This window comes from Niabella sp. CPT15-335-S11 (assembly GCF_058792415.1).
This window is the reverse complement of record NZ_JBYTEI010000001.1, coordinates 1,287,113-1,305,902: the sequence shown is the minus strand read 5'-3', so window position 1 is coordinate 1,305,902 and position 18,790 is coordinate 1,287,113. Positions and strand designations below refer to the sequence as shown.

At 46.9% G+C, this 18,790-nt stretch carries 17 protein-coding genes; 12 read left to right on the top strand and 5 right to left on the bottom strand.

Features of this window, described 5'->3' with window-relative positions; genetic code table 11:
• Positions 1-15: 15 nt before the first annotated feature.
• From leuB to AC3WS5_RS05190, 3 genes are all read right to left on the bottom strand, one after another.
• Complete coding sequence (gene leuB, locus AC3WS5_RS05200) at positions 16-1,143, bottom strand: 3-isopropylmalate dehydrogenase (protein ID WP_492466193.1); 1,128 nt, start codon at positions 1,141-1,143, stop codon at positions 16-18.
• Between the two features lies 1 nt (position 1,144).
• Positions 1,145-2,545 (bottom strand): ATP-binding cassette domain-containing protein, encoded by a 1,401-nt coding sequence (locus AC3WS5_RS05195; protein ID WP_492466470.1) that lies wholly within the window; start codon positions 2,543-2,545, stop codon positions 1,145-1,147.
• Between the two features lie 188 nt (positions 2,546-2,733).
• Positions 2,734-3,894 carry a 2-isopropylmalate synthase gene (locus AC3WS5_RS05190; protein ID WP_492466192.1) on the bottom strand — a complete coding sequence of 387 codons (1,161 nt, stop codon included), beginning with the start codon at positions 3,892-3,894 and terminating at the stop codon, positions 2,734-2,736.
• A gap of 205 nt (positions 3,895-4,099) precedes the next feature.
• Here AC3WS5_RS05190 and AC3WS5_RS05185 point away from each other — a divergent pair, with 205 nt between their 5' ends.
• A complete protein-coding gene (locus AC3WS5_RS05185) occupies positions 4,100-5,662 on the top strand; it encodes a hypothetical protein (protein WP_492466191.1) in 1,563 nt (520 codons plus the stop codon).
• 12 nt (positions 5,663-5,674) lie between these two features.
• Here the strand turns inward: AC3WS5_RS05185 and AC3WS5_RS05180 are convergent, their stop codons facing one another.
• Together AC3WS5_RS05180 and glyA are read right to left on the bottom strand one after the other, a co-directional pair.
• Positions 5,675-6,097: a DUF4293 domain-containing protein gene (locus AC3WS5_RS05180; protein WP_492466190.1), complete on the bottom strand. Its 423-nt coding sequence runs from the start codon at positions 6,095-6,097 to the stop codon at positions 5,675-5,677.
• 33 nt (positions 6,098-6,130) lie between these two features.
• Entirely contained in the window at positions 6,131-7,414 is a 1,284-nt protein-coding gene (gene glyA / locus AC3WS5_RS05175) for a serine hydroxymethyltransferase (protein ID WP_492466189.1), read from the bottom strand.
• Positions 7,415-7,603: 189 nt separating this feature from the next.
• Between glyA and AC3WS5_RS05170 the strand changes: the two genes are divergently transcribed.
• From AC3WS5_RS05170 to AC3WS5_RS05120, 11 genes are all read left to right on the top strand, one after another.
• Complete coding sequence (locus tag AC3WS5_RS05170; protein ID WP_492466188.1) at positions 7,604-8,197, top strand: Crp/Fnr family transcriptional regulator; 594 nt, start codon at positions 7,604-7,606, stop codon at positions 8,195-8,197.
• Positions 8,198-8,276: 79 nt separating this feature from the next.
• Complete coding sequence (locus AC3WS5_RS05165; protein WP_492466187.1) at positions 8,277-8,804, top strand: YceI family protein; 528 nt, start codon at positions 8,277-8,279, stop codon at positions 8,802-8,804.
• Between the two features lie 110 nt (positions 8,805-8,914).
• Positions 8,915-10,321 (top strand): MFS transporter, encoded by a 1,407-nt coding sequence (locus tag AC3WS5_RS05160; protein WP_492466186.1) that lies wholly within the window; start codon positions 8,915-8,917, stop codon positions 10,319-10,321.
• A gap of 126 nt (positions 10,322-10,447) precedes the next feature.
• Entirely contained in the window at positions 10,448-10,807 is a 360-nt protein-coding gene (locus AC3WS5_RS05155) for a hypothetical protein (protein WP_492466185.1), read from the top strand.
• Positions 10,808-10,907: 100 nt separating this feature from the next.
• Complete coding sequence (locus AC3WS5_RS05150) at positions 10,908-11,780, top strand: pirin family protein (protein ID WP_492466184.1); 873 nt, start codon at positions 10,908-10,910, stop codon at positions 11,778-11,780.
• A 175-nt stretch (positions 11,781-11,955) separates the two neighbouring features.
• Positions 11,956-13,041: an Atu2307/SP_0267 family LLM class monooxygenase gene (locus AC3WS5_RS05145; protein WP_492466183.1), complete on the top strand. Its 1,086-nt coding sequence runs from the start codon at positions 11,956-11,958 to the stop codon at positions 13,039-13,041.
• A gap of 223 nt (positions 13,042-13,264) precedes the next feature.
• The gene (locus tag AC3WS5_RS05140; RefSeq protein WP_492466182.1) at positions 13,265-14,167 is read left to right on the top strand and encodes a pirin family protein; all 903 of its coding nucleotides are present in this window, start codon (positions 13,265-13,267) and stop codon (positions 14,165-14,167) included.
• 107 nt (positions 14,168-14,274) lie between these two features.
• Complete coding sequence (locus AC3WS5_RS05135) at positions 14,275-14,592, top strand: GNAT family N-acetyltransferase (RefSeq protein ID WP_492466181.1); 318 nt, start codon at positions 14,275-14,277, stop codon at positions 14,590-14,592.
• Between the two features lie 185 nt (positions 14,593-14,777).
• On the top strand, positions 14,778-16,286 hold the full coding sequence (locus AC3WS5_RS05130; protein ID WP_492466180.1) for a catalase: 1,509 nt from the start codon (positions 14,778-14,780) through the stop codon (positions 16,284-16,286).
• A 295-nt stretch (positions 16,287-16,581) separates the two neighbouring features.
• The gene (locus AC3WS5_RS05125; protein ID WP_492466179.1) at positions 16,582-17,568 is read left to right on the top strand and encodes a sugar phosphate nucleotidyltransferase; all 987 of its coding nucleotides are present in this window, start codon (positions 16,582-16,584) and stop codon (positions 17,566-17,568) included.
• 108 nt (positions 17,569-17,676) lie between these two features.
• The gene (locus tag AC3WS5_RS05120) at positions 17,677-18,636 is read left to right on the top strand and encodes an NAD(P)H-dependent flavin oxidoreductase (protein ID WP_492466178.1); all 960 of its coding nucleotides are present in this window, start codon (positions 17,677-17,679) and stop codon (positions 18,634-18,636) included.
• Positions 18,637-18,790: the final 154 nt, after the last annotated feature.

Genomic DNA, 18,790 nt, shown 5'->3' with positions numbered 1-18,790 from the left:
CCCGGAATTTATGAATCAGATAATGGTTGATTTTCTTGCCAGGATATTCTCGCTCTTGGGGGACCCGGGTACCCTGCCTGCTACAAAGTCGCTGACCAGGTCGCCAACGGAACTGGTAGAATAGGAATTCACCGGGTCGATATCACGCGTAACGAACCCGCTTTGCAGCGCCCAGCTCACTCCTTCTCTCACAAGCGCAGCTTCATCTGTGAGGTTGAAATGATCCAGCAGCAATGCTGCTGAAAGTATAGAACCAACCGGGTTTGCAATGTTCTTACCGGCTGCCTGGGGGTAGGACCCGTGAATAGGTTCAAAAAGAGCCACCTTGCTTCCCACGGAAGACGAGGGCAGCATACCCAACGACCCGCTGATAACACTGGCCTCATCACTGAGGATGTCGCCAAACATGTTTTCCGTGAGCATCACATCAAATTGTTTGGGGTTCACAATGATCTGCATAGCGGCATTGTCCACAAACAGGTAATCCACTTTGATATCAGGAAACTCCGAGGCCATTTCCTGAACCACCTTTCGCCACAGCCTCGATGTTTCCAGTACATTCGCCTTATCGACCAGCGTCAGTTTCTTATTCCTTTTCCCCGCATGCTGAAAGGCCAGCCTCGCAATTCTCTCTATTTCATCGCGGTGGTACACACAATCGTCCGATGCCTGATTGCCATCAGCGCTGGTTTCCTTTTTACCAAAATAAATACCTCCGGTGAGCTCCCTGTAAATGATAAAATCCACGCCCTCCATATTCTTGGGTTTTAATGGAGACAGATGTTGTAAAGCGGGATAAGTATTTACCGGCCGGATATTGGCAAATAATTCGAGTGATTTTCTGAGCTTCAGCAATCCCTGCTCAGGTCTTACTTTTGCCGTCGGATCATTGTCGTACTTAGGATCGCCGATCGCACCAAGTAAAACGGCATCGCTTTTCAAACAGGTTTCGATGGTTTCATCCGGTAAGGGAACACCTGTCTTATCAATCGCGCATGCTCCCATTAACACTTGCGTGTATTCAAATTGGTGACCAAATTGTTCGCTTATCGCATTCAATACCTTAATGGCCTGCTGGGTGACCTCCGGGCCAATACCATCACCTTCAATGACGGCAATTTTTTTTGTTACTGAGCTGTTCATTTTATAATTCTTGTAGTATTCTGATTTTTTTACTTCTGAAAATCCTTGTCCCCGCCCGGCCATTTTCCAGTTCCAGGACGTATTTCACGCAGGAAGGGACGTCTTCTTCATAATGACTAATGAAGAGCAGCGTCATGCCTGCTTTCTTGTATAATTCATCCACCAGCGCGATTATTTTCCTTCTCTGGTAGTCATCAAGTCCCTGACAGGGTTCATCCATAGCAAGAATCAGCGGACTCTTTACCATGGCTCTCGCGATAAAAACTAACCGTTGCTCACTGAAAGAAAGCGAGGACAACGGCAAACCGGCCTTTGCCGAGAGCGAAAAATAATGAATCCATTCGTTAACCTTATCAGTTTGGAATGGATTTAACTTTTTATATAAGCCCATCGTGTCAAAAAAGCCCGAGGCGATGGTCTGAAAAACGGTAATGCTCTTATCAAAAAAACTATGTTGTTCAGGTGAAACAAATCCGATCTTTTTTTTGATATCCCAGATGCTCTCGCCTGTTCCCCTTTTTCTGCCAAATAAACTTAATGGCTGCGAATAGCCCTGTGGGTGGTCCGCATTGATCAGGCTTAGCAAAGTGGATTTCCCCGCGCCATTGGGACCTTTTACCAGCCAGCATTCTCCCGGCATCACCTGCCAGTGAATATTCTCCAATACTCGTTTTTTTCCATAAGAAACGTTAACTCCCATCATCTGAATGACAGGCCCGATATGAAATGCCTGGCTTACAGAGGGGCTTGCCTCACCAAAACGGGTATTGATATGATAGCCCAGGTAACCCAGCCTGCTTATCGGTCCGAAATTTACGAGCTTCCCAAGGCCCAGCTCCGCAAAATGCGTGATGCAGGATGGCAGCTCGTGGGTATCAGTGATCAGTATGATCGTAACGCCGCTCCCCGCAAGTTCATTGATGACCCGGTGCAATACCTTCCTGCTCTCTGCATCCAGGCCGTTGAACGCCTCATCCAGGATCAGCACTTCGGGGCGGTCAAGCAGATAGCTGATCAACTGGGTCTTTTTCAGTTCACCATTTGAAAGCTGGATCAATGGTGAATCGATCCTGTGAAGCAGTTGAAACTTATTAAGCCAGTTGATAATCTCTTCTTCAGCTCCTTTCTTAAGTAATTCCTCCCTCAGGGTTATCGTATCATCCGCATCAAAACTGTTAAAACGTTGCTGGTAATAAAAGTCTGTACGATTCGAAAGATTCTTAAGTGTATGCGTGGCGGGCACTAACGCTACCCTGGGTTTACCAACCTGTCCTTTCCGGCTGTAAGCCACACTCCCTGTGTGAAAAACTGATCCCTTCAGGGCTTTGGCTAGAAGGGTTTTACCGCTTCCACCCGGACCGAAAACCGCGAGATGTTCGCCAGCCGCTAGCCTGAGTGAAATATTATTCAGCTCATATTTTCCGGATTGGTGTACCGTAACATTCTTTAATATGATATTGTAATAGCTGATAGTTTATGATTTAAAATACTTGCTCATCAAAAAAAACAGTCCTGACTTGCCGGCTGCATTCAATCCGGGCTTGTCACCATTTTCACACATCTTTTTTTTAAATTTGATGCAATGGCGGGTCACGCCGAGACGATCACTTTTTCGGCCAGTTCCCTCAAATCGCCGTCATCCACTTCCTTTTTAGCATCGGCTATATTGAGGAACTGCGCATACAAGATATCCACCTGGTTCCTGTCGAAATCGTAACCCAGGTTTTTGAACCGATAGGCCAGTGCACTGCGACCGCTTCTGGCTGTCAGAACGATCCGCGACATATCAGCGCCCACTTCATGCGGCGCTATGATTTCGTAAGTGGTTGCCTCTTTCAGAAATCCATCCTGGTGAATACCGGACGAATGGGAATAGGCATTGTCACCGACGACCGCTTTATTTGGCTGGACAACCATCCGCATGGTATCAGATACCAGTTGGCTCATGGCCAGCAGGCGGGAGGTCTTCACATCTGTATATAAGTTCAGTTCCGGATGCTTCTTGATGGTCATGACCACTTCTTCCAAAGAAGTGTTCCCGGCCCTTTCTCCGATTCCGTTAATCGTGCATTCGATTTGCCTCGCTCCGGCGATCGCGCCGGCAATGGAGTTCGCCGTGGCCAGTCCCAGGTCATTATGACAGTGGCAGGAAAGGATGGCTTTATCAATGTTTGGCACCTTGTTCATCAGGAATGCAATCTTTTCCTGGTATTGATGAGGAAGGCAAAAACCGGTTGTGTCAGGAATATTGATTACCCTGGCACCCGCATCGATCGTGGCCTCCACCATCCGGGCAAGAAAATCCAGATCGGCACGGCCGGCGTCTTCCGCGTAAAACTCCACTTCGGCCACATAGTTACGGGCCATCTTCACAGCTTCAACACCCCGCCGAAGCACTTCTTCACGCGTTGAATTAAATTTATAATGAATATGATTATCAGACGCTCCGATTCCCGTATGGATCCGTGGGTGAACAGCAGGCTTCAAAGCTTCCCCGGCCACCCGGATATCATTTTCAACAGCCCGGGTTAACCCCGCCACGGTCGCATTTTTGATAACCCGGGAAATTTCGTGTACTGACCTGAAATCACCCGGACTGGATACAGGAAACCCCGCTTCAATAATATCCACACCTAACTCCTCCAGCCTTAAAGCAAGCTTAATTTTTTCTTCTGTATTCAACTTACAACCCGGGACCTGTTCCCCGTCCCTGAGCGTCGTATCAAAAATATCGACCTTATCTTGAGCCATATCTAAATCGTTGAAAATTAAAAATTTTTGCGAAAATTCGGGGCCTGTTAACCGACAAAGATGCGCTAATATTATTTCCGGTCCTAAAATTAGGCATTCCCACACCTGTGGTAAAACTAATTTACCGATACAATTACGTCTTATAAAAATCGTATATTTGTCGTAATATATTGAAAACCAGAGATTAAAATCGGACAAATTTACGATGCCCAGTAAAAGTACGGATGCCCTGTTTCAGTTGATCAAATCCCTTGAAAAGAGCGAAAAGCGCAATTTGAAACTGTTTGTAAAAAGAAATTCAGGAACTGAAAGCCTGAAAACTATGCAACTCTTCAATGCGCTGGACAAAATGGCCGATTATGACGAGACGGTTCTCCTGAAAAAGGTGCCATCAGTAAGCAAGCTGCAATTGTCCAATACTAAAGCCCTGCTGCAGAAGCAGATTCTTTCGAGCCTCAGATTCCTTAAAAATTACAACAATATCGATATCCAACTTCGCGAAATGCTGGATTACGCCCGGATCTTGTACAACAAAGGGCTGTACCTGCAGGTTCTGAAAATACTGGAAAAAATAAGGGAGACGGCATCGGACTATAACCAGCAGACCTACCTGCAGCAGGCATTATTTTTTGAAAAAAAGATAGAGGCATTATATATCACCAGGAGCCTTCAAAACAGGGCTGCTGAACTTACCAGGGAGGCCGAAAACGTAAACCGGATCCTTCAGAATACTAACCGGCTATCCAATTTGAACCTTCAACTGTATAGTTGGTATATTCAGCACGGTCATGCCCGCAATATCGGAGACCTCGAAAATGTTCAGCAATTCTTTGAAAGCAACCTGCCATCACCCGGCATGCTGGGAGAAAGTTTTTATGAAAAAATATATTTGTTTCAATGCCATGTCTGGTACGCTTTCATCAGGCTTGATTTTTTGTCCTACTACCGCTACAGCAAAAAATGGGTGGATCTTTTTGAAGAAGATCCGAAAATGATCGCTGCTGAGACTGCAATGTATGCCAAAGGTATGCACAACCTCATGAGCGCGCATTTCGACCTGATGAATGATGAGAAACTTGCCGCTTGTATTCAACGGTTTAAAAAGTTTGCTCAAAGCAGCCTTGTACAACAAAGCGAAAACAACCGGATTGTTGTTTATGTTTACTTGTATACGGCTGTCATCAACCTGCATTTTCTGGAAGGCACTTTTACAAAGGGACTTAAAATGGTTCCTTTCCTGGAACGGATGCTGGTGAAATATGAGAAATACCTGGACCGCCACCGGGTAATGGTCTTTTATTATAAAATTGCCAGCCTGTACTTTGGCAGCGGAAACAACGCGAAAACCATCGAGTACCTGAACCGGATCATCAATCAGAAAGACGACCTGCGTTCAGATCTTCAAAGCTATTCCCGTTTACTTCATCTCATCGCTCATTATGAGCTGGGAAATTTTGAGCTGATGGAATATCTGATCAAGTCGGTGTACCGTTACATGTTGAAAATGGAGAATATCAGCCGGGTGGAGATGGCCATGCTGGCATTTTTGAAAAACTCCTCCCATTTCAATACCAAATCCATAAAACCGGAATTCGTTAAGTTACTCAACCAACTGAAAAAGTTACCGAAGGACCGGCTGGAGGGCCGTGCTTTTGCTTACCTTGATGTGGTTAGCTGGCTGGAGAGCAAAATCTACGATAAACATGTCCAGGATATAATCCGGGAGAAATACCTGAAAAAGGCCCGAAGACCCCGGGTAAAGGAATAGCCCGCTGTTAGTCTATCGCAGGCGATTCAGGTCCTTAATCAGCTTCTGATCTTTCCTGATGCCTTTGAGTGCCATATAAAATCCAAAAACTGTTAATAAGGTAAATAAAGAGGTCAGAGAGATTCGACCGCCGGGTTCAAATTTTCGTGTATCATAAAAGTACAGAATAATGAGGGCCACTGACAGCAAAAAACCGACAAAAGTGACGCGAATCTGCAGTTTTCTGTCGTTAAATAAAAATATGGACAGGAGGGATACCAGGATGATCGCTACTGTCAGCAATAAAAGCGGTAAATTACTCATGGCCGTTAATTCCGCTGCACTGATGCCGCCGGTAACGTTGGCGATTGTACCGTTAAAAAATGGATATTTAAAAGTAAAGGCGGCACAAATCAGCGAGAGGAGCAGCCAAAGGGTTTGTCGTCTCTGGATCATACTATATTTATTTTAATAGCCAGTACACGTTACTTAATTTGACAGACCCGGGTACAGCGGAAACTTCTGCATGAAGTTTTTCACTTCTTCCCTTACACTCAAAACCGTTTTTTCGTCATCTGCATTTGTCAGCACCCTGTCGATCATACCTACTACTTCTACGAGGTCCGCCTCCTTTAATCCCCGGGTAGTCATAGCCGGAACACCTACTCGGATCCCGCTGGTAACAAAGGGGGATTTGTCATCAAAAGGTACGGAATTCTTATTTAAAGTAATATTTGCCTTATCCAGTGTTTCCTGTGCTTTTTTTCCGGTGATGTTTTTATTGCGCAGGTCGATCAGCATCAGGTGATTGTCTGTTCCCCCGCTGATGATATTGTATCCTTTATCGGTGAATGCTTTCGCCATAGCCTGGGCGTTGGCAATGATCTGTTTCCCGTAGCTTTTGAAATCCTCATGCAGAATTTCGCCGAAGGCGACTGCCTTTGATGCAATGATGTGTTCCAGCGGACCACCCTGAACACCGGGAAATACCGCCAGATCCAGCAGTTGGGTCATGGTGCGGGTCTTCCCTTTCGGATCTTTATATCCCCAGGGGTTCTCAAAATCATGTCTGACCATAATGATGCCCCCGCGTGGTCCTCGCAAGGTTTTGTGCGTTGTGCTGCTCACGATATGGCAGTGGTCAAACGGGTCGTTCAGCAATCCTGTGGCTATCAGGCCTGCGGGATGTGCGATATCGGCAAAAACGATCGCGCCGATCTTGTCTGCAACGGCCCTAATCCGCGCGTAGTCCCAGTCCCGGCTGTAGGCAGAAGCTCCGCAAATGATCATTTTAGGTTTTTCGGCCAGTGCTTTCTGTTCGAGTTCATCATAGTCTACCGTGCCGGTTTCTTTACCCACACCGTATGCTGTCACCTGGTAATGTTTTCCGCTGAAATTCACCGGGCTTCCGTGCGTGAGGTGACCGCCCATGCTCAGGTTAAGGCCCATGATTTTATCGCCAGGGTTCAAAGCGGCAAAAAAAACGGCGGCGTTCGCCTGAGCCCCACTATGCGGCTGAACATTGGCCCAGCTACAATTAAATATTTCTTTCAAACGGTCAATCGCAAGTTGTTCGATTTCGTCCACCACTTCGCATCCGCCGTAATATCGCCTGCCGGGGTACCCCTCGGCATATTTGTTGGTCGGTACAGTACCCATTGCCTGCATCACCTGTTGGGATACAAAATTCTCCGAAGCGATCAGTTCAATTCCGTTTCGCTGGCGTTCCAGCTCTTTGCCGATAAGGTCGAATACGCGTGTGTCTTTTTGCATGGCGCAAACCTACATAAAATTTTTCATGCTGATTTCAGAACCTTGGAACTGCCGGGCGGCAAAACTGCGAAACCAACACCCAACCGGAAGGAGCATTGCCTGACCGGAAAATAAAATTAAAAATGAGCGCGCCCCGGATCACTTTCCTATTCTGAAATTAATCTTATCTTTAAATACTAAAAGGTGAATATGAATCAGCTTCCCCCGCAGCCTTATTTCCCGCCGGTTACTTCGGTAAATGAAGACTTCATTAACGCCCTTCGAAACAACAGTAAGACCGTTCAGATCAAGAAAGGCGATTACGTATTGCGCCAGGGGGAAATGCACCAGCAATCTTACTACGTGCAAAAAGGCTTGCTCCGTTATTTTTCAATAGATGATAAAGGCAAAGAACATATTCTCCAGTTTGCACCCGAGGGCTGGTTCGTGAGCGACCGGCAAAGCGCCTGTCTGAATATGAATGCCGATTTCTTTATCGATGCGCTTGAAGACAGCGAAGCACTTGTCGTAAAAGAATCTTACATCAATCAACTTGCCAAAGAAAACCATCAGTTTCTTGAACTGAATAACCGTTTATTGCAAAACCACATCCGGCAATTACAAAACCGGATCAACCAATTGCTAAGTTTCACAGCAGAACAGCGTTACCTGGAGTTTATTAAAACTTATCCGGACATCATGCTGCGTGTACCTCAATGGATGGTCGCTTCTTACCTAGGTATTACTCCCGAGAGTCTGAGCCGGGTTAGAAAGGAACTCGCCGAGAGGAATTTCAAAAAATGATTTCTTACCATAGGTCAATGGGGCACGGCCCCGACGGCGGCTAACTTTGCGTTATTAATTAAATATAAAAAATTAACAAATGGCAACTACCAAATGGACATTGGATCCCGCGCACAGCGAAATTGAATTTAAGGTGAGACATATGATGATCGCAAATGTGAGAGGAAACTTTCAGTCTTTCACAGCCGAGATTGACGGAGAAGATTTTGAAACCGCGACAGCAACAGTTGAAATCGATGCTGCCAGCGTAAATACCAACCAGGCTGATCGTGATGGCCACCTGAGAAGCGATGATTTTTTTGGCGCTGAAAAATTTCCGAAAATAATTTTCAAGGGCAAATCCCTGACTAAGAAGCACGGGGACGAATACAAGCTGGTTGGCGATCTGACTATTCGTGATATCACGAAAGAGATCTCACTGAATGTAGAATCAGGCGGTGTCAATAAAGATCCATGGGGTAATGATAAGGCCGGTTTTACTGTTGATGGCAAGATTAGCAGGAAAGAATGGGGACTAAACTGGAATGCTGCGCTGGAGACTGGTGGCGTACTCGTAAGTGATGAGGTGAAAGTGCACGCAGAAGTGCAGTTTACTAAATCTGCCTGAGGCTGGTTGTAAGCCAAATTGTTTAAGATATGATAGGAAGCACTGGTTGAACCGGTGCTTTTTTGGCTGCCGCTTACCGGTACCACAAAGGAAACCGGTAATTTTGCAGAATGCAGGTGACAGAAGGGAACTCCAGAGATGTAAAGCGGGTCTTACCCTCGATTCTTGCAACTGCGATTTTTATGCAGATGCTTGATTCCACTATCCTGAATACTTCCCTGCCTGCTATCGCCAAAGACCTGAATGAGTCGCCACTGGAAATGCAGAATGCCATTATCAGTTATGTGTTAACACTGGCGATATTCATGCCGGTCAGTGGTTTTCTCGCGGACAGGCTGGGAACGCGAACCGTGTTTGCCAGCGCCGTCTTCATGTTCAGCCTCGGATCTCTGTTTTGCGCGCTTTCCACGAACCTGACCCTCCTCGTTATTTCCAGGGTCGTTCAGGGTCTGGGTGGTGCGCTCATGAACCCGGTGGGCCGGCTGGCCTTAATGAAAACATTCGAGAAGGACGAGCTGGTGAAGGCGCTCAATTTTGCCATCATCCCCGCCTTAATCGGTCCCATACTGGGACCCCTGGTGGGCGGTTATATCGTGAACTATTTTTCATGGCACTGGATATTCCTGATTAATATTCCGATTGGCATCCTCGGTATTGCACTGGGGCTGCGATATATGCCAGACTATAAAGATGATGAAAACCGGTTTGATCTGAAAGGATTTTTCATCTTCGCATTGTCTTCCCTTTTTTTGTCGCTCGCACTGGAGTTCCTGGGAAATACACAGAATATGACGCCGGTACTTCTCGTGTTTACCCTCGGCTTTCTGATGTTGTACTTTTATTACCGCTACGCTCAGAAAACCGAAAACCCCATTTTTCCGCTCGAACTGTTCCAGGTGAGGACCTTCAGGATCGGGATCATCGGCAACCTCGCGACCAGACTTGGCATTAGTGCCATTCCACTATTAATACCGTTAATGATACAGGTTGCCTACAAACAGAGCGCTGTAGTTTCAGGTTGGATTGTGGCGCCGATGGCACTGACGTCAATCTTTGCCAAACAATCGGTCTTGAGGATCCTGAACCGATTGGGCTACCGTTTGACACTTCGGCTTAACACGGCCATTATCGGCCTGCTCATCCTGAGCCTGGCTATTCCCGGAATAGATACCTCCATTTATTGGTTCATTCCCATCATCGCGGTACTCGGTTTTTTCAATTCGATACAGTTCACGGCCATGAATACGATCTCTATTGCGGATCTGCGTGCCAGCCAGACCAGCAGCGGGAATTCATTGTTGTCGGTAAACCAACAACTGGCCGTTGGATTTGGCATTTCGCTCGGTCTTGTTGTTTTGAAACTCTTTGACGGCGGAGCGGGACAAAGCGTTAGCCGTTCGCACGAGGCCTTCCGGTACACCTTCCTGGTGTTTGGTATCCTCACCATTTTCTCGGGTGTGGTATTCAGGCGCCTGCACATTAAGGATGGGCTTAACTTAATGAGCGACCGGGGCTAAGCCTGATCCCGCTACCTGTTATATATTACAATCAAGGAGATCAGTGAGTCCGGGGATTTGTGTTCCTATCATAGATCAACGGAAAGCAGGCGTTTTGAAAGTACCTTTGACTATATCAGGTTTATTATGAAAGCAATGAATGTACTCGCAGTGATTAATCCCGCGACAGATACCGGCAATCTGGATAAAATCGCCGAAACATACAAAGGCATTGTACTGAATTATTTGAAAGATTCTGAACATGTGGTAGAGGCTATGCATCAGCAGCGGTATGATCTGCTGATCGTGGATAAGGCATTGCCTGAAACAGAATACAGAAAGCTGATCCGGTTGTCGGATCTCCTGCATCCCGATGCTGCTCAAATTGAATTTAGCTTCACGGATGAGGAATTCATCCGCTACAAAATGAGCGGGCTGATGGCGAAATGGATGGATGCACAGTCTGATGGGAGCATCCGGTATTTTGATCATCCCGGCAGCTACTGAATTTCTTCACTTCTGTGTGTTTCTTAACCTATATCAATGGAAGATCCCTAAGGTATGGTGTAGTTTTGTTGCAGCATAATTGAAAAACAGGAGCGTTAATATGGCAAAGAAAACAATATCAAAAATCATGAAACCCGGCGCCCCCCATTTTGTGGGAGATGGTTTCAGGGTACACAATTTTATACCGGGTGAATCCACCATGCAGGAAATGGACCCCTTCATCCTGCTGGACTACAACAGCAAATACAATTTTACACCCAGCGAAATTCCAAGAGGTGTGGGCGTGCACCCGCACAAAGGTTTTGAAACCGTGACCATTGCCTATAAAGGAAGTGTGGAGCATAGCGACAGTACCGGCAACGGTGGTGTAATTTATGAAGGAGATGTACAATGGATGACCGCAGCCAATGGAATTTTGCACAAAGAATTCCACGAAAAAAACTTTAGCAGAAAAGGGGGCATCTTTCAGATGGTGCAGTTATGGGTCAACCTCCCGGCTAAATATAAAAATAGTGAGCCAGGCTATCAGAGTCTGCGTAACACAGAGCTCACAAAGGTTTCACTGAACGAAGGTAACAGCCTGGTAGAAGTTATTGCCGGGAAGTACGATGGACACGAGGGTAGTGCACATACGTTTACGCCCGTTCATTTGCTAAACGTAAAATTCAAAAAAGGCAACCGTGTACCTTTTAGTTTTCCCGAAAGCTATACCACAGCCCTGCTGGTCATCGAGGGGAGCGTACTGGTGAATGGCACCGACGCCGTGCTGCAGGACCACTTCGCAAAGTTTAACAGGGATGGCGAATCTTTTTGGGTGGAAGCCCTGGAAGACTCAGTGGTACTCGTTATGAGCGGCGAACCAATCAAAGAACCTATCGAGGCTCACGGACCGTTTGTGATGAACACCAAAGCGGAAATTATCCAGGCTTTTGATGATTTCAACAGGGGTAAATTCGGATACCTGGAAGACTAATCGGGAAGAGCAGCACCACAGCGGAGGCAATCACCTTGGACCCGTGCGCATTTGTATTTGATCATTCACTTTGGATAATTCAGCGTGACTGCACAACGTTAAATGAAGGAGTCTGCGCAGATACTAAATTTTTCACTGAATGTTGATTTTTTAAACAAAGAGGATTTTAACTAATATGAAACCTATCGAATTTGGCGTTATGACATTTGCAGACATGCAACCTGAGCCCGATCCCACAAAAGGGCAGCACGCCTATCAGAGAGTCAAAGACCTGAAGGAAGAAATAGTGTTGGCCGACGAATTGGGTATCGATGTTTTTGGCATTGGGGAACACCACAGGGTGGATTATGCAGTGTCGTCACCCGTGACTATACTGGCTGCTGCCGCAGCCATCACGAAGAAAATCAGATTGACGAGTGCCGTAACGGTGTTGAGTTCTGACGATCCGGTAAGGGTGTACCAGCAATTTGCCACGGTGGACCTTATCTCGGGCGGAAGGGCAGAAATTATGGCCGGTCGCGGATCATTCGTAGAATCATTTCCACTTTTTGGATACGATTTGCAGGACTACGACGAACTCTTTGAGGAAAAACTAAAGCTGCTCCTGGAAATTAACCAAAATGAAAAAGTAAGCTGGGACGGCAAACTCAGGCGTCCGATTCCCAACCTCGGCGTTTACCCCAGGGCGCTGAACGGAGGAATGCCCGTGTGGATAGCCGCCGGCGGTACGCCCAGCTCCGCATTACGGGCTGCAAAACTCGGCCTCCCGTTGATGTTGGCTATCATTGGCGGCAGACCCGATCAGTTCGTACCTTTCATCGATCTGTACAAGCGTAGTTCCCTGAAGGCTGGTAAAAAACCGGAAGAACTTCAGGTTGGCATCAACAATCACGTGCTGATCGGCGAAAACGATAAAGAAATTGCCGACAAGTACTTCCCTTATTATGCCACCATGATGAACAGAATAGGCAGAGACAGGGGGTGGCCCCCGCTTTCCAGGGAACAATTCGAATTCATGCGGAGCGACCAGGGTTCTCTAATGACCGGAAATGTGGAGAAAGTGGTGGAGAAAATCATCTATGAATATAAACTGTTCGGGTTTACGAGGTTTATGGCGCACACCAGTATTGGCTGGGTACCTCATGAACTGACTATGAAATCCATTGAGCTTTACGGCAAAGAAGTGATACCCGAAGTGAAACGCCGGCTGGCTCTGGAGAAAACGGTACAGCCGCAGAATAATCAACCGTCGCTTTCCTAATACGAACGAAGCCGGAAAGATACGCGGACCCAGCAGCCTACGAAGCTGCTCTATTTGAAGCTTTTGCCCGATGCAGGTTTTGTATTGAAATTTGTAGTAGTTTTAGGGATTAGCCCTGCTTTTTATAGCAAAGCCGCACCGACAACGTGCGGGGACCTGATTTCAGGGAATATGGTGGAGTAAACGGGTCATATTTCCTATCAAAAACTAAACACCTTTTTTTATGTCAAATATTGGATTGATCAACGAAGAGAAAGCTGCGGATATCGGAGGTTTTCTGGTGGGCAGATTGTTACCATTTCGTCAGAAAAGACAGGTTGGGCCTTTTGTGTTTATTGATCATATGGGACCCAAATCCATGGACGCCGGTCAGAACCTGGATGTAGCTCCACACCCGCATTTGGGCCTGTCTACACTCACCTACCTTTTTGAAGGATCCATATTTCACCGGGACAGTCTCGGTAACGCAATGGAGATTACTCCTGGTGCTGTAAACTGGATGACAGCCGGCAGGGGCGTAGTACACTCGGAAAGGACCCCTGAACCAATGCGGCATTCTCCCAAAAAACTGCATGGCTTTCAGATCTGGGTAGGCCTCCCGCGGGAACTTGAGCAGGTTGATCCTTCTTTTTCCCATACCGAAGCAAAGGACCTGCCGGTTTGGGGAGATGGTGATCTTTCCTTTAAATTGATTGCCGGCGAGGCATTTGGCAGAAAATCCCCCGTACCGGTATTCAGCAAATTGTTCTTCATCGAAATAAAAAATAAAGGCGCACAGAAACTGAATATCGGAAAAGATTTGTTCGGTGAATCTGCATTGTACGTAATGGAAGGAGAAGTGACCATTGAAGGAAACTCCTACGGTGGCCGGCAACTGTTGGTTGCAAAGGATGCTACTCTCTGCGAATTTGAAATGAGTGAGAATGCCACCGTTTACCTCTTCGGCGGCGAACCGTTTCCGGAGCAGCGATTTATCTTCTGGAATTTTGTCCATTCAGACCGAAAAGTGATTGAACAAGCAAAGCTCGACTGGCTGAACCGGAACCTGGACGTCTTTCCGTTGGTTCCGGGCGATGAAAAAGATTTTGTGCCGCTGCCACAGTCGCTTGGTCATGTCAGACTATAGCATATTGCGGGCCGGTAGGCATCGTTATAGTACCGCGGCCTGCCTGCACCGCGCAGAATCGACCAGGATCTTATAAGATACATTTCTATATAATTAAACAAATGATCATGGCAACTGACTTGAATAACATATCAGTCAAAAAAAATGAAAATCGGAAAAGGTTTGAAATAGAGGTCGATGGCTATCCGGCCTTTATTATCTATGATGAAAAAGGCGACCTGGTCTCGCTGTTGCATACCGAGGTATCGCCGCCCCTGGAGGGAAAAGGCGTGGCACCCGTGCTTGTCGAAAAAACACTTGAGTATCTAGAGCAGCATGGCAAAAAAGTACTCCCTTATTGCCCCTATATTGCACAATATATCAAAAGACATCCAGCCTGGAAAAGCCTGGTAGATGAGCAATTCCCGGGCTATGAAAGTCTTTAGGGTTTCCTCGCAAACAGCAGGTAGAAATTTACTTTACTTCCCTGAATAACCGGTTCAAATCCTGGCTGTGGAACCCTATTTTTAAGATACTGCACTATTTCCCGTTAATAACTATTAATTGATCCGGACCCGGCAACTTTCGAGCGTTATTTTCGTTAAATTTGAAAACATCTAAACTTTATATTATGGAACAAAAGAAAAACAAATTAACCCGGCAGACCGGGGCGCCGGTACCTGATAACCAAAACGTTCAGACTGCAGGTCCAAGAGGGCCAATGCTTTTGCAGGACTTTTGGTTTATGGAAAAAATGGCAAACTTCGATAGGGAAGTAATTCCGGAAAGGAGGATGCATGCCAAAGGCTCGGGTGCGTTTGGCACGTTTACTGTTACCCATGATATTACGAAATACACCAAAGCGAATATTTTCAGCCAAATTGGAAAAAAAACTGAGATGTTTGCCCGTTTTTCAACAGTTGCGGGTGAAAGAGGAGCCGCCGATGCCGAACGGGATATCCGGGGATTTGCATTGAAATTCTACACGGACGAAGGAAACTGGGACCTGGTCGGCAACAACACACCGGTGTTCTTTTTCAGGGACCCGATGAAATTCCCCGATCTTAATCATGCCGTTAAGAGGGACCCCAAGACCAATATGCGTAGTGCGAACAATAACTGGGACTTCTGGACACTCCTGCCCGAAGCTTTACACCAGGTTACGATTGTCATGAGCGACCGTGGAATTCCCAGAGGTTTCCGGCATATGCACGGGTTTGGGAGTCATACCTATAGCTTCATCAACAAAGACAACCAGCGCCATTGGGTAAAATTTCATTTCAGGACCCAGCAGGGAATTGAAAACCTGACCGACGAACAGGCAGCAGAACTCGTTGGCAGGGACCGCGAATCTTCGCAGCGCGATCTGTTTGAAGCTATTGAAAAAGGCGACTTTCCCAAATGGAAACTTTTTATACAGATCATGACGGAAGAAGAGGCAAAAACCTATCGTTTCCATCCTTTTGACCTGACGAAAGTCTGGTCAAAAAAAGATTTTCCACTCATTGAAGTTGGCGAAATGGAGCTGAACCGTAATCCCGACAACTATTTCCAGGATGTGGAGCAAGCTGCTTTCAATCCGGCTAATATTGTCCCGGGGATTGGATTTTCCCCCGATAAAATGTTGCAGGGCCGTTTGTTTTCCTATGGAGATGCACAACGCTACCGGCTGGGTGTCAACCATTTTCAAATACCGGTAAATAAGCCGCGTTGTCCATACCACGCATATCACCGGGATGGCGCCATGCGCGTGGACGGTAATTATGGCGATACACTGCACTATGAACCTAACAGTTTTGGTCAGTGGCAGGAACAGCCGGAAACCAAAGAGCCTCCGCTGGAATTAACCGGAACCGCGTATGCACATAATTACAGGGATGACGATGAAGATTATTTTACGCAGCCCGGAGATTTGTTCAGGATCATCAAAAAGGATGGAAAAGCGGATCTCCTTTTCAAAAACACGGCAGCGCAAGTGGGAGGTGCAGATAAATTTATCCAGATCCGGCACATCCGTAATTGCTTTAAAGCCGACCCTGAATATGGGAAAGGTGTGGCGAAAGCGCTTGGGCTGACTATGGAGGAAGTAGACGCCTTCGATCTGTCGCCCTACGACCGGTACGCGCCCCGGAAATCTTAATAAAAAATTATTGTATCAAAAACCGCTTTTTAAACGAAGCGGTTTTTTTGTACGCTGAATCCAGGCCCTTTGCGGGGCCGATGTTGTAACACCGGATAAACCACAGGTTTCGCCGGGCGCAGGCGTCGGATTCGGTCACCCTGATGCGCCTCACGGAAAATCTTCCATTATATTATTCGTAGTTTCGCCGATCTTTGCCAACCCAATACGGAGCATCAGGCCGGGCATAAGGGTCTGGTGAAGATCAGAATCAAAATAAACAATTGGACATTCAACTCAAACGACCCAAAGATCGATGAAGGCAATCATACCTCTTGCGGGCGCCGGTAAACAACTTCGACCACATATTTATACACAGCCGAAAGCGCTCATCCCGCTCGCGGGCAAAACTGTGTTGAGCATCATTATTGACCAGTTACAGGAAGCCGGAATCAGCGAATTCGTATTTGTAGTTGGATACCTGGGAGACAAGGTCATCAATTACGTGAAGGAGAAACATCCCGATATCTCTGCGAAATTTGTTAATCAGGAAGACCGGAAAGGAGTTGGCCATGCCGTATTTCTCACCCGGGCAGATGTGGGAGATGATGAAATACTGATATCACTCGGTGATACCATCTGTGAATACGATACGGAAGCGGTCCTGCGAAACCCGCATTCGATGATTGGCATACGCAAAGTGGATAACCCGCATGATTTTGGCGTGGCTGAAGTTCGTGATGGCTTCATCGATTCACTGATTGAGAAGCCCCAGATACCAAAGTCCAACAGAGCCCTGGTGGGGATCTACAAGATCCGCGAGACTGCTATGCTTTTCGACTGTCTCGAAAAAAATATTGCCGGTGGAATTGTATCACATGGGGAGTTTACACTCACGGATGCACTGGATTGTATGATTCAGCAAGGCGTCAGGTTTGAATCTTTTAAGGTAGACAACTGGTTTGATGCGGGCAATAAGGAATCACTGTTGCGATCCAACGCCATCCTGATTAAAAAGAGAGGAATTACGACAAACCCGCAGCAATACGAAAATTCAGTAATTATTGATCCGGTCAGCATTGGAAAAGATTGCATCATCCGCAACAGCATTATTGGGCCGAATGTTACCCTGGGCGAAGGCACCCGAATTGAACGCTCAATCGTGAGCAACTCCATCATAGGGTCCTGGGCGAATCTTTCGGATATTGTACTGACCGATTCACTGATCGGCGGAGATACCCTTTTGAAGGGCAAGAAGCGAATTCTGAATGTAGGAGAAGATACCACGATTGACTTGGGCTGATACCCGGCCGCCGCACCCCCTGCTTTCAATAAATATTCCCGGAATTACGATCAAATAGTTATATTTATCAGTCATGGCGTTTGCCATCTGATTAAATATTAATACTCCATGCTGCAAACGAGGATTACCAGGCTGTTTCAGATTCGGTACCCCATCATTCAGGCTGGTATGGTATGGACCAGCGGATGGCGGCTGGCCAGCGCCGTCAGCCGGGCAGGTGGCCTGGGAATTATAGGCGCCGGATCCATGTATCCGGATGTATTAAAAGCACATATTCAAAAATACAGACAGGAAACGGACCGCCCTTTTGCTGTGAACCTACCCATTTTCAGCCCATCGGCCCCGGAACATGTCACTACAATATTGCAGGAAAAAGTTCCTATAGTTTTTACCAGCGCAGGAAACCCCCGTATTTACACCGGAACTTTTAAAGACGCCGGCATCAGGGTCGTCCACGTCGTCGGCAGCAGCAAGTTTGCCGCAAAAGCAGAGGAAGCGGGTTGTGATGCCGTAGTAGCTGAAGGTTTTGAGGCAGGGGGCCATAATGGACGTGAGGAGACGACAACCATGGTACTCGTTCCGCTGGTCTCGAAGGCTGTGAAAATACCGGTCATTGCTGCCGGAGGCATAGCCACGGGTCGGCAAATGCTGGCAGCCTTTGCCCTTGGCGCTGAAGCGGTTCAGATGGGAAGCCGTTTCGTGGCCAGTACAGAAGCTTCTGCGCATGAACACTTTAAAACAGCCGTGTTGAAGGCGGGGGAAGGTGACACCCGGCTCTTCCTGAAACAACTGATACCGGTCAGGCTGCTCAGAAACAAATTCTTCAGGGACATTTCAGAAGCCGAAACCCGCGGGGCATCGGTCGAAGAACTGAAGGCCTTACTTGGACACGGCCGTTCAAAAAAAGGGATGTTTGATGGTGACACGGAAGAAGGGGAGCTCGAAATTGGCCAGGTCAGCGCGCTGTTACAGCATATTCTTCCCGCCGCGGAAATAATCCATCAGGTCATGGAGGAATTTATGCAGGCCAGGCAGGAACTGGGTCGGGATGAAGCAGAAAAATTATGACCGCATTTAAATATATATCTGACACAATATAATATATCAGATCCCCGCATTGTGGCGGTCAAGGCTGATCTACACTTTCACATCAACATTCACCCCCGGGGGATTTCACCCTGTTTTGATAAAACGCATTAACGGGGAGATTATTTCCCGTGTT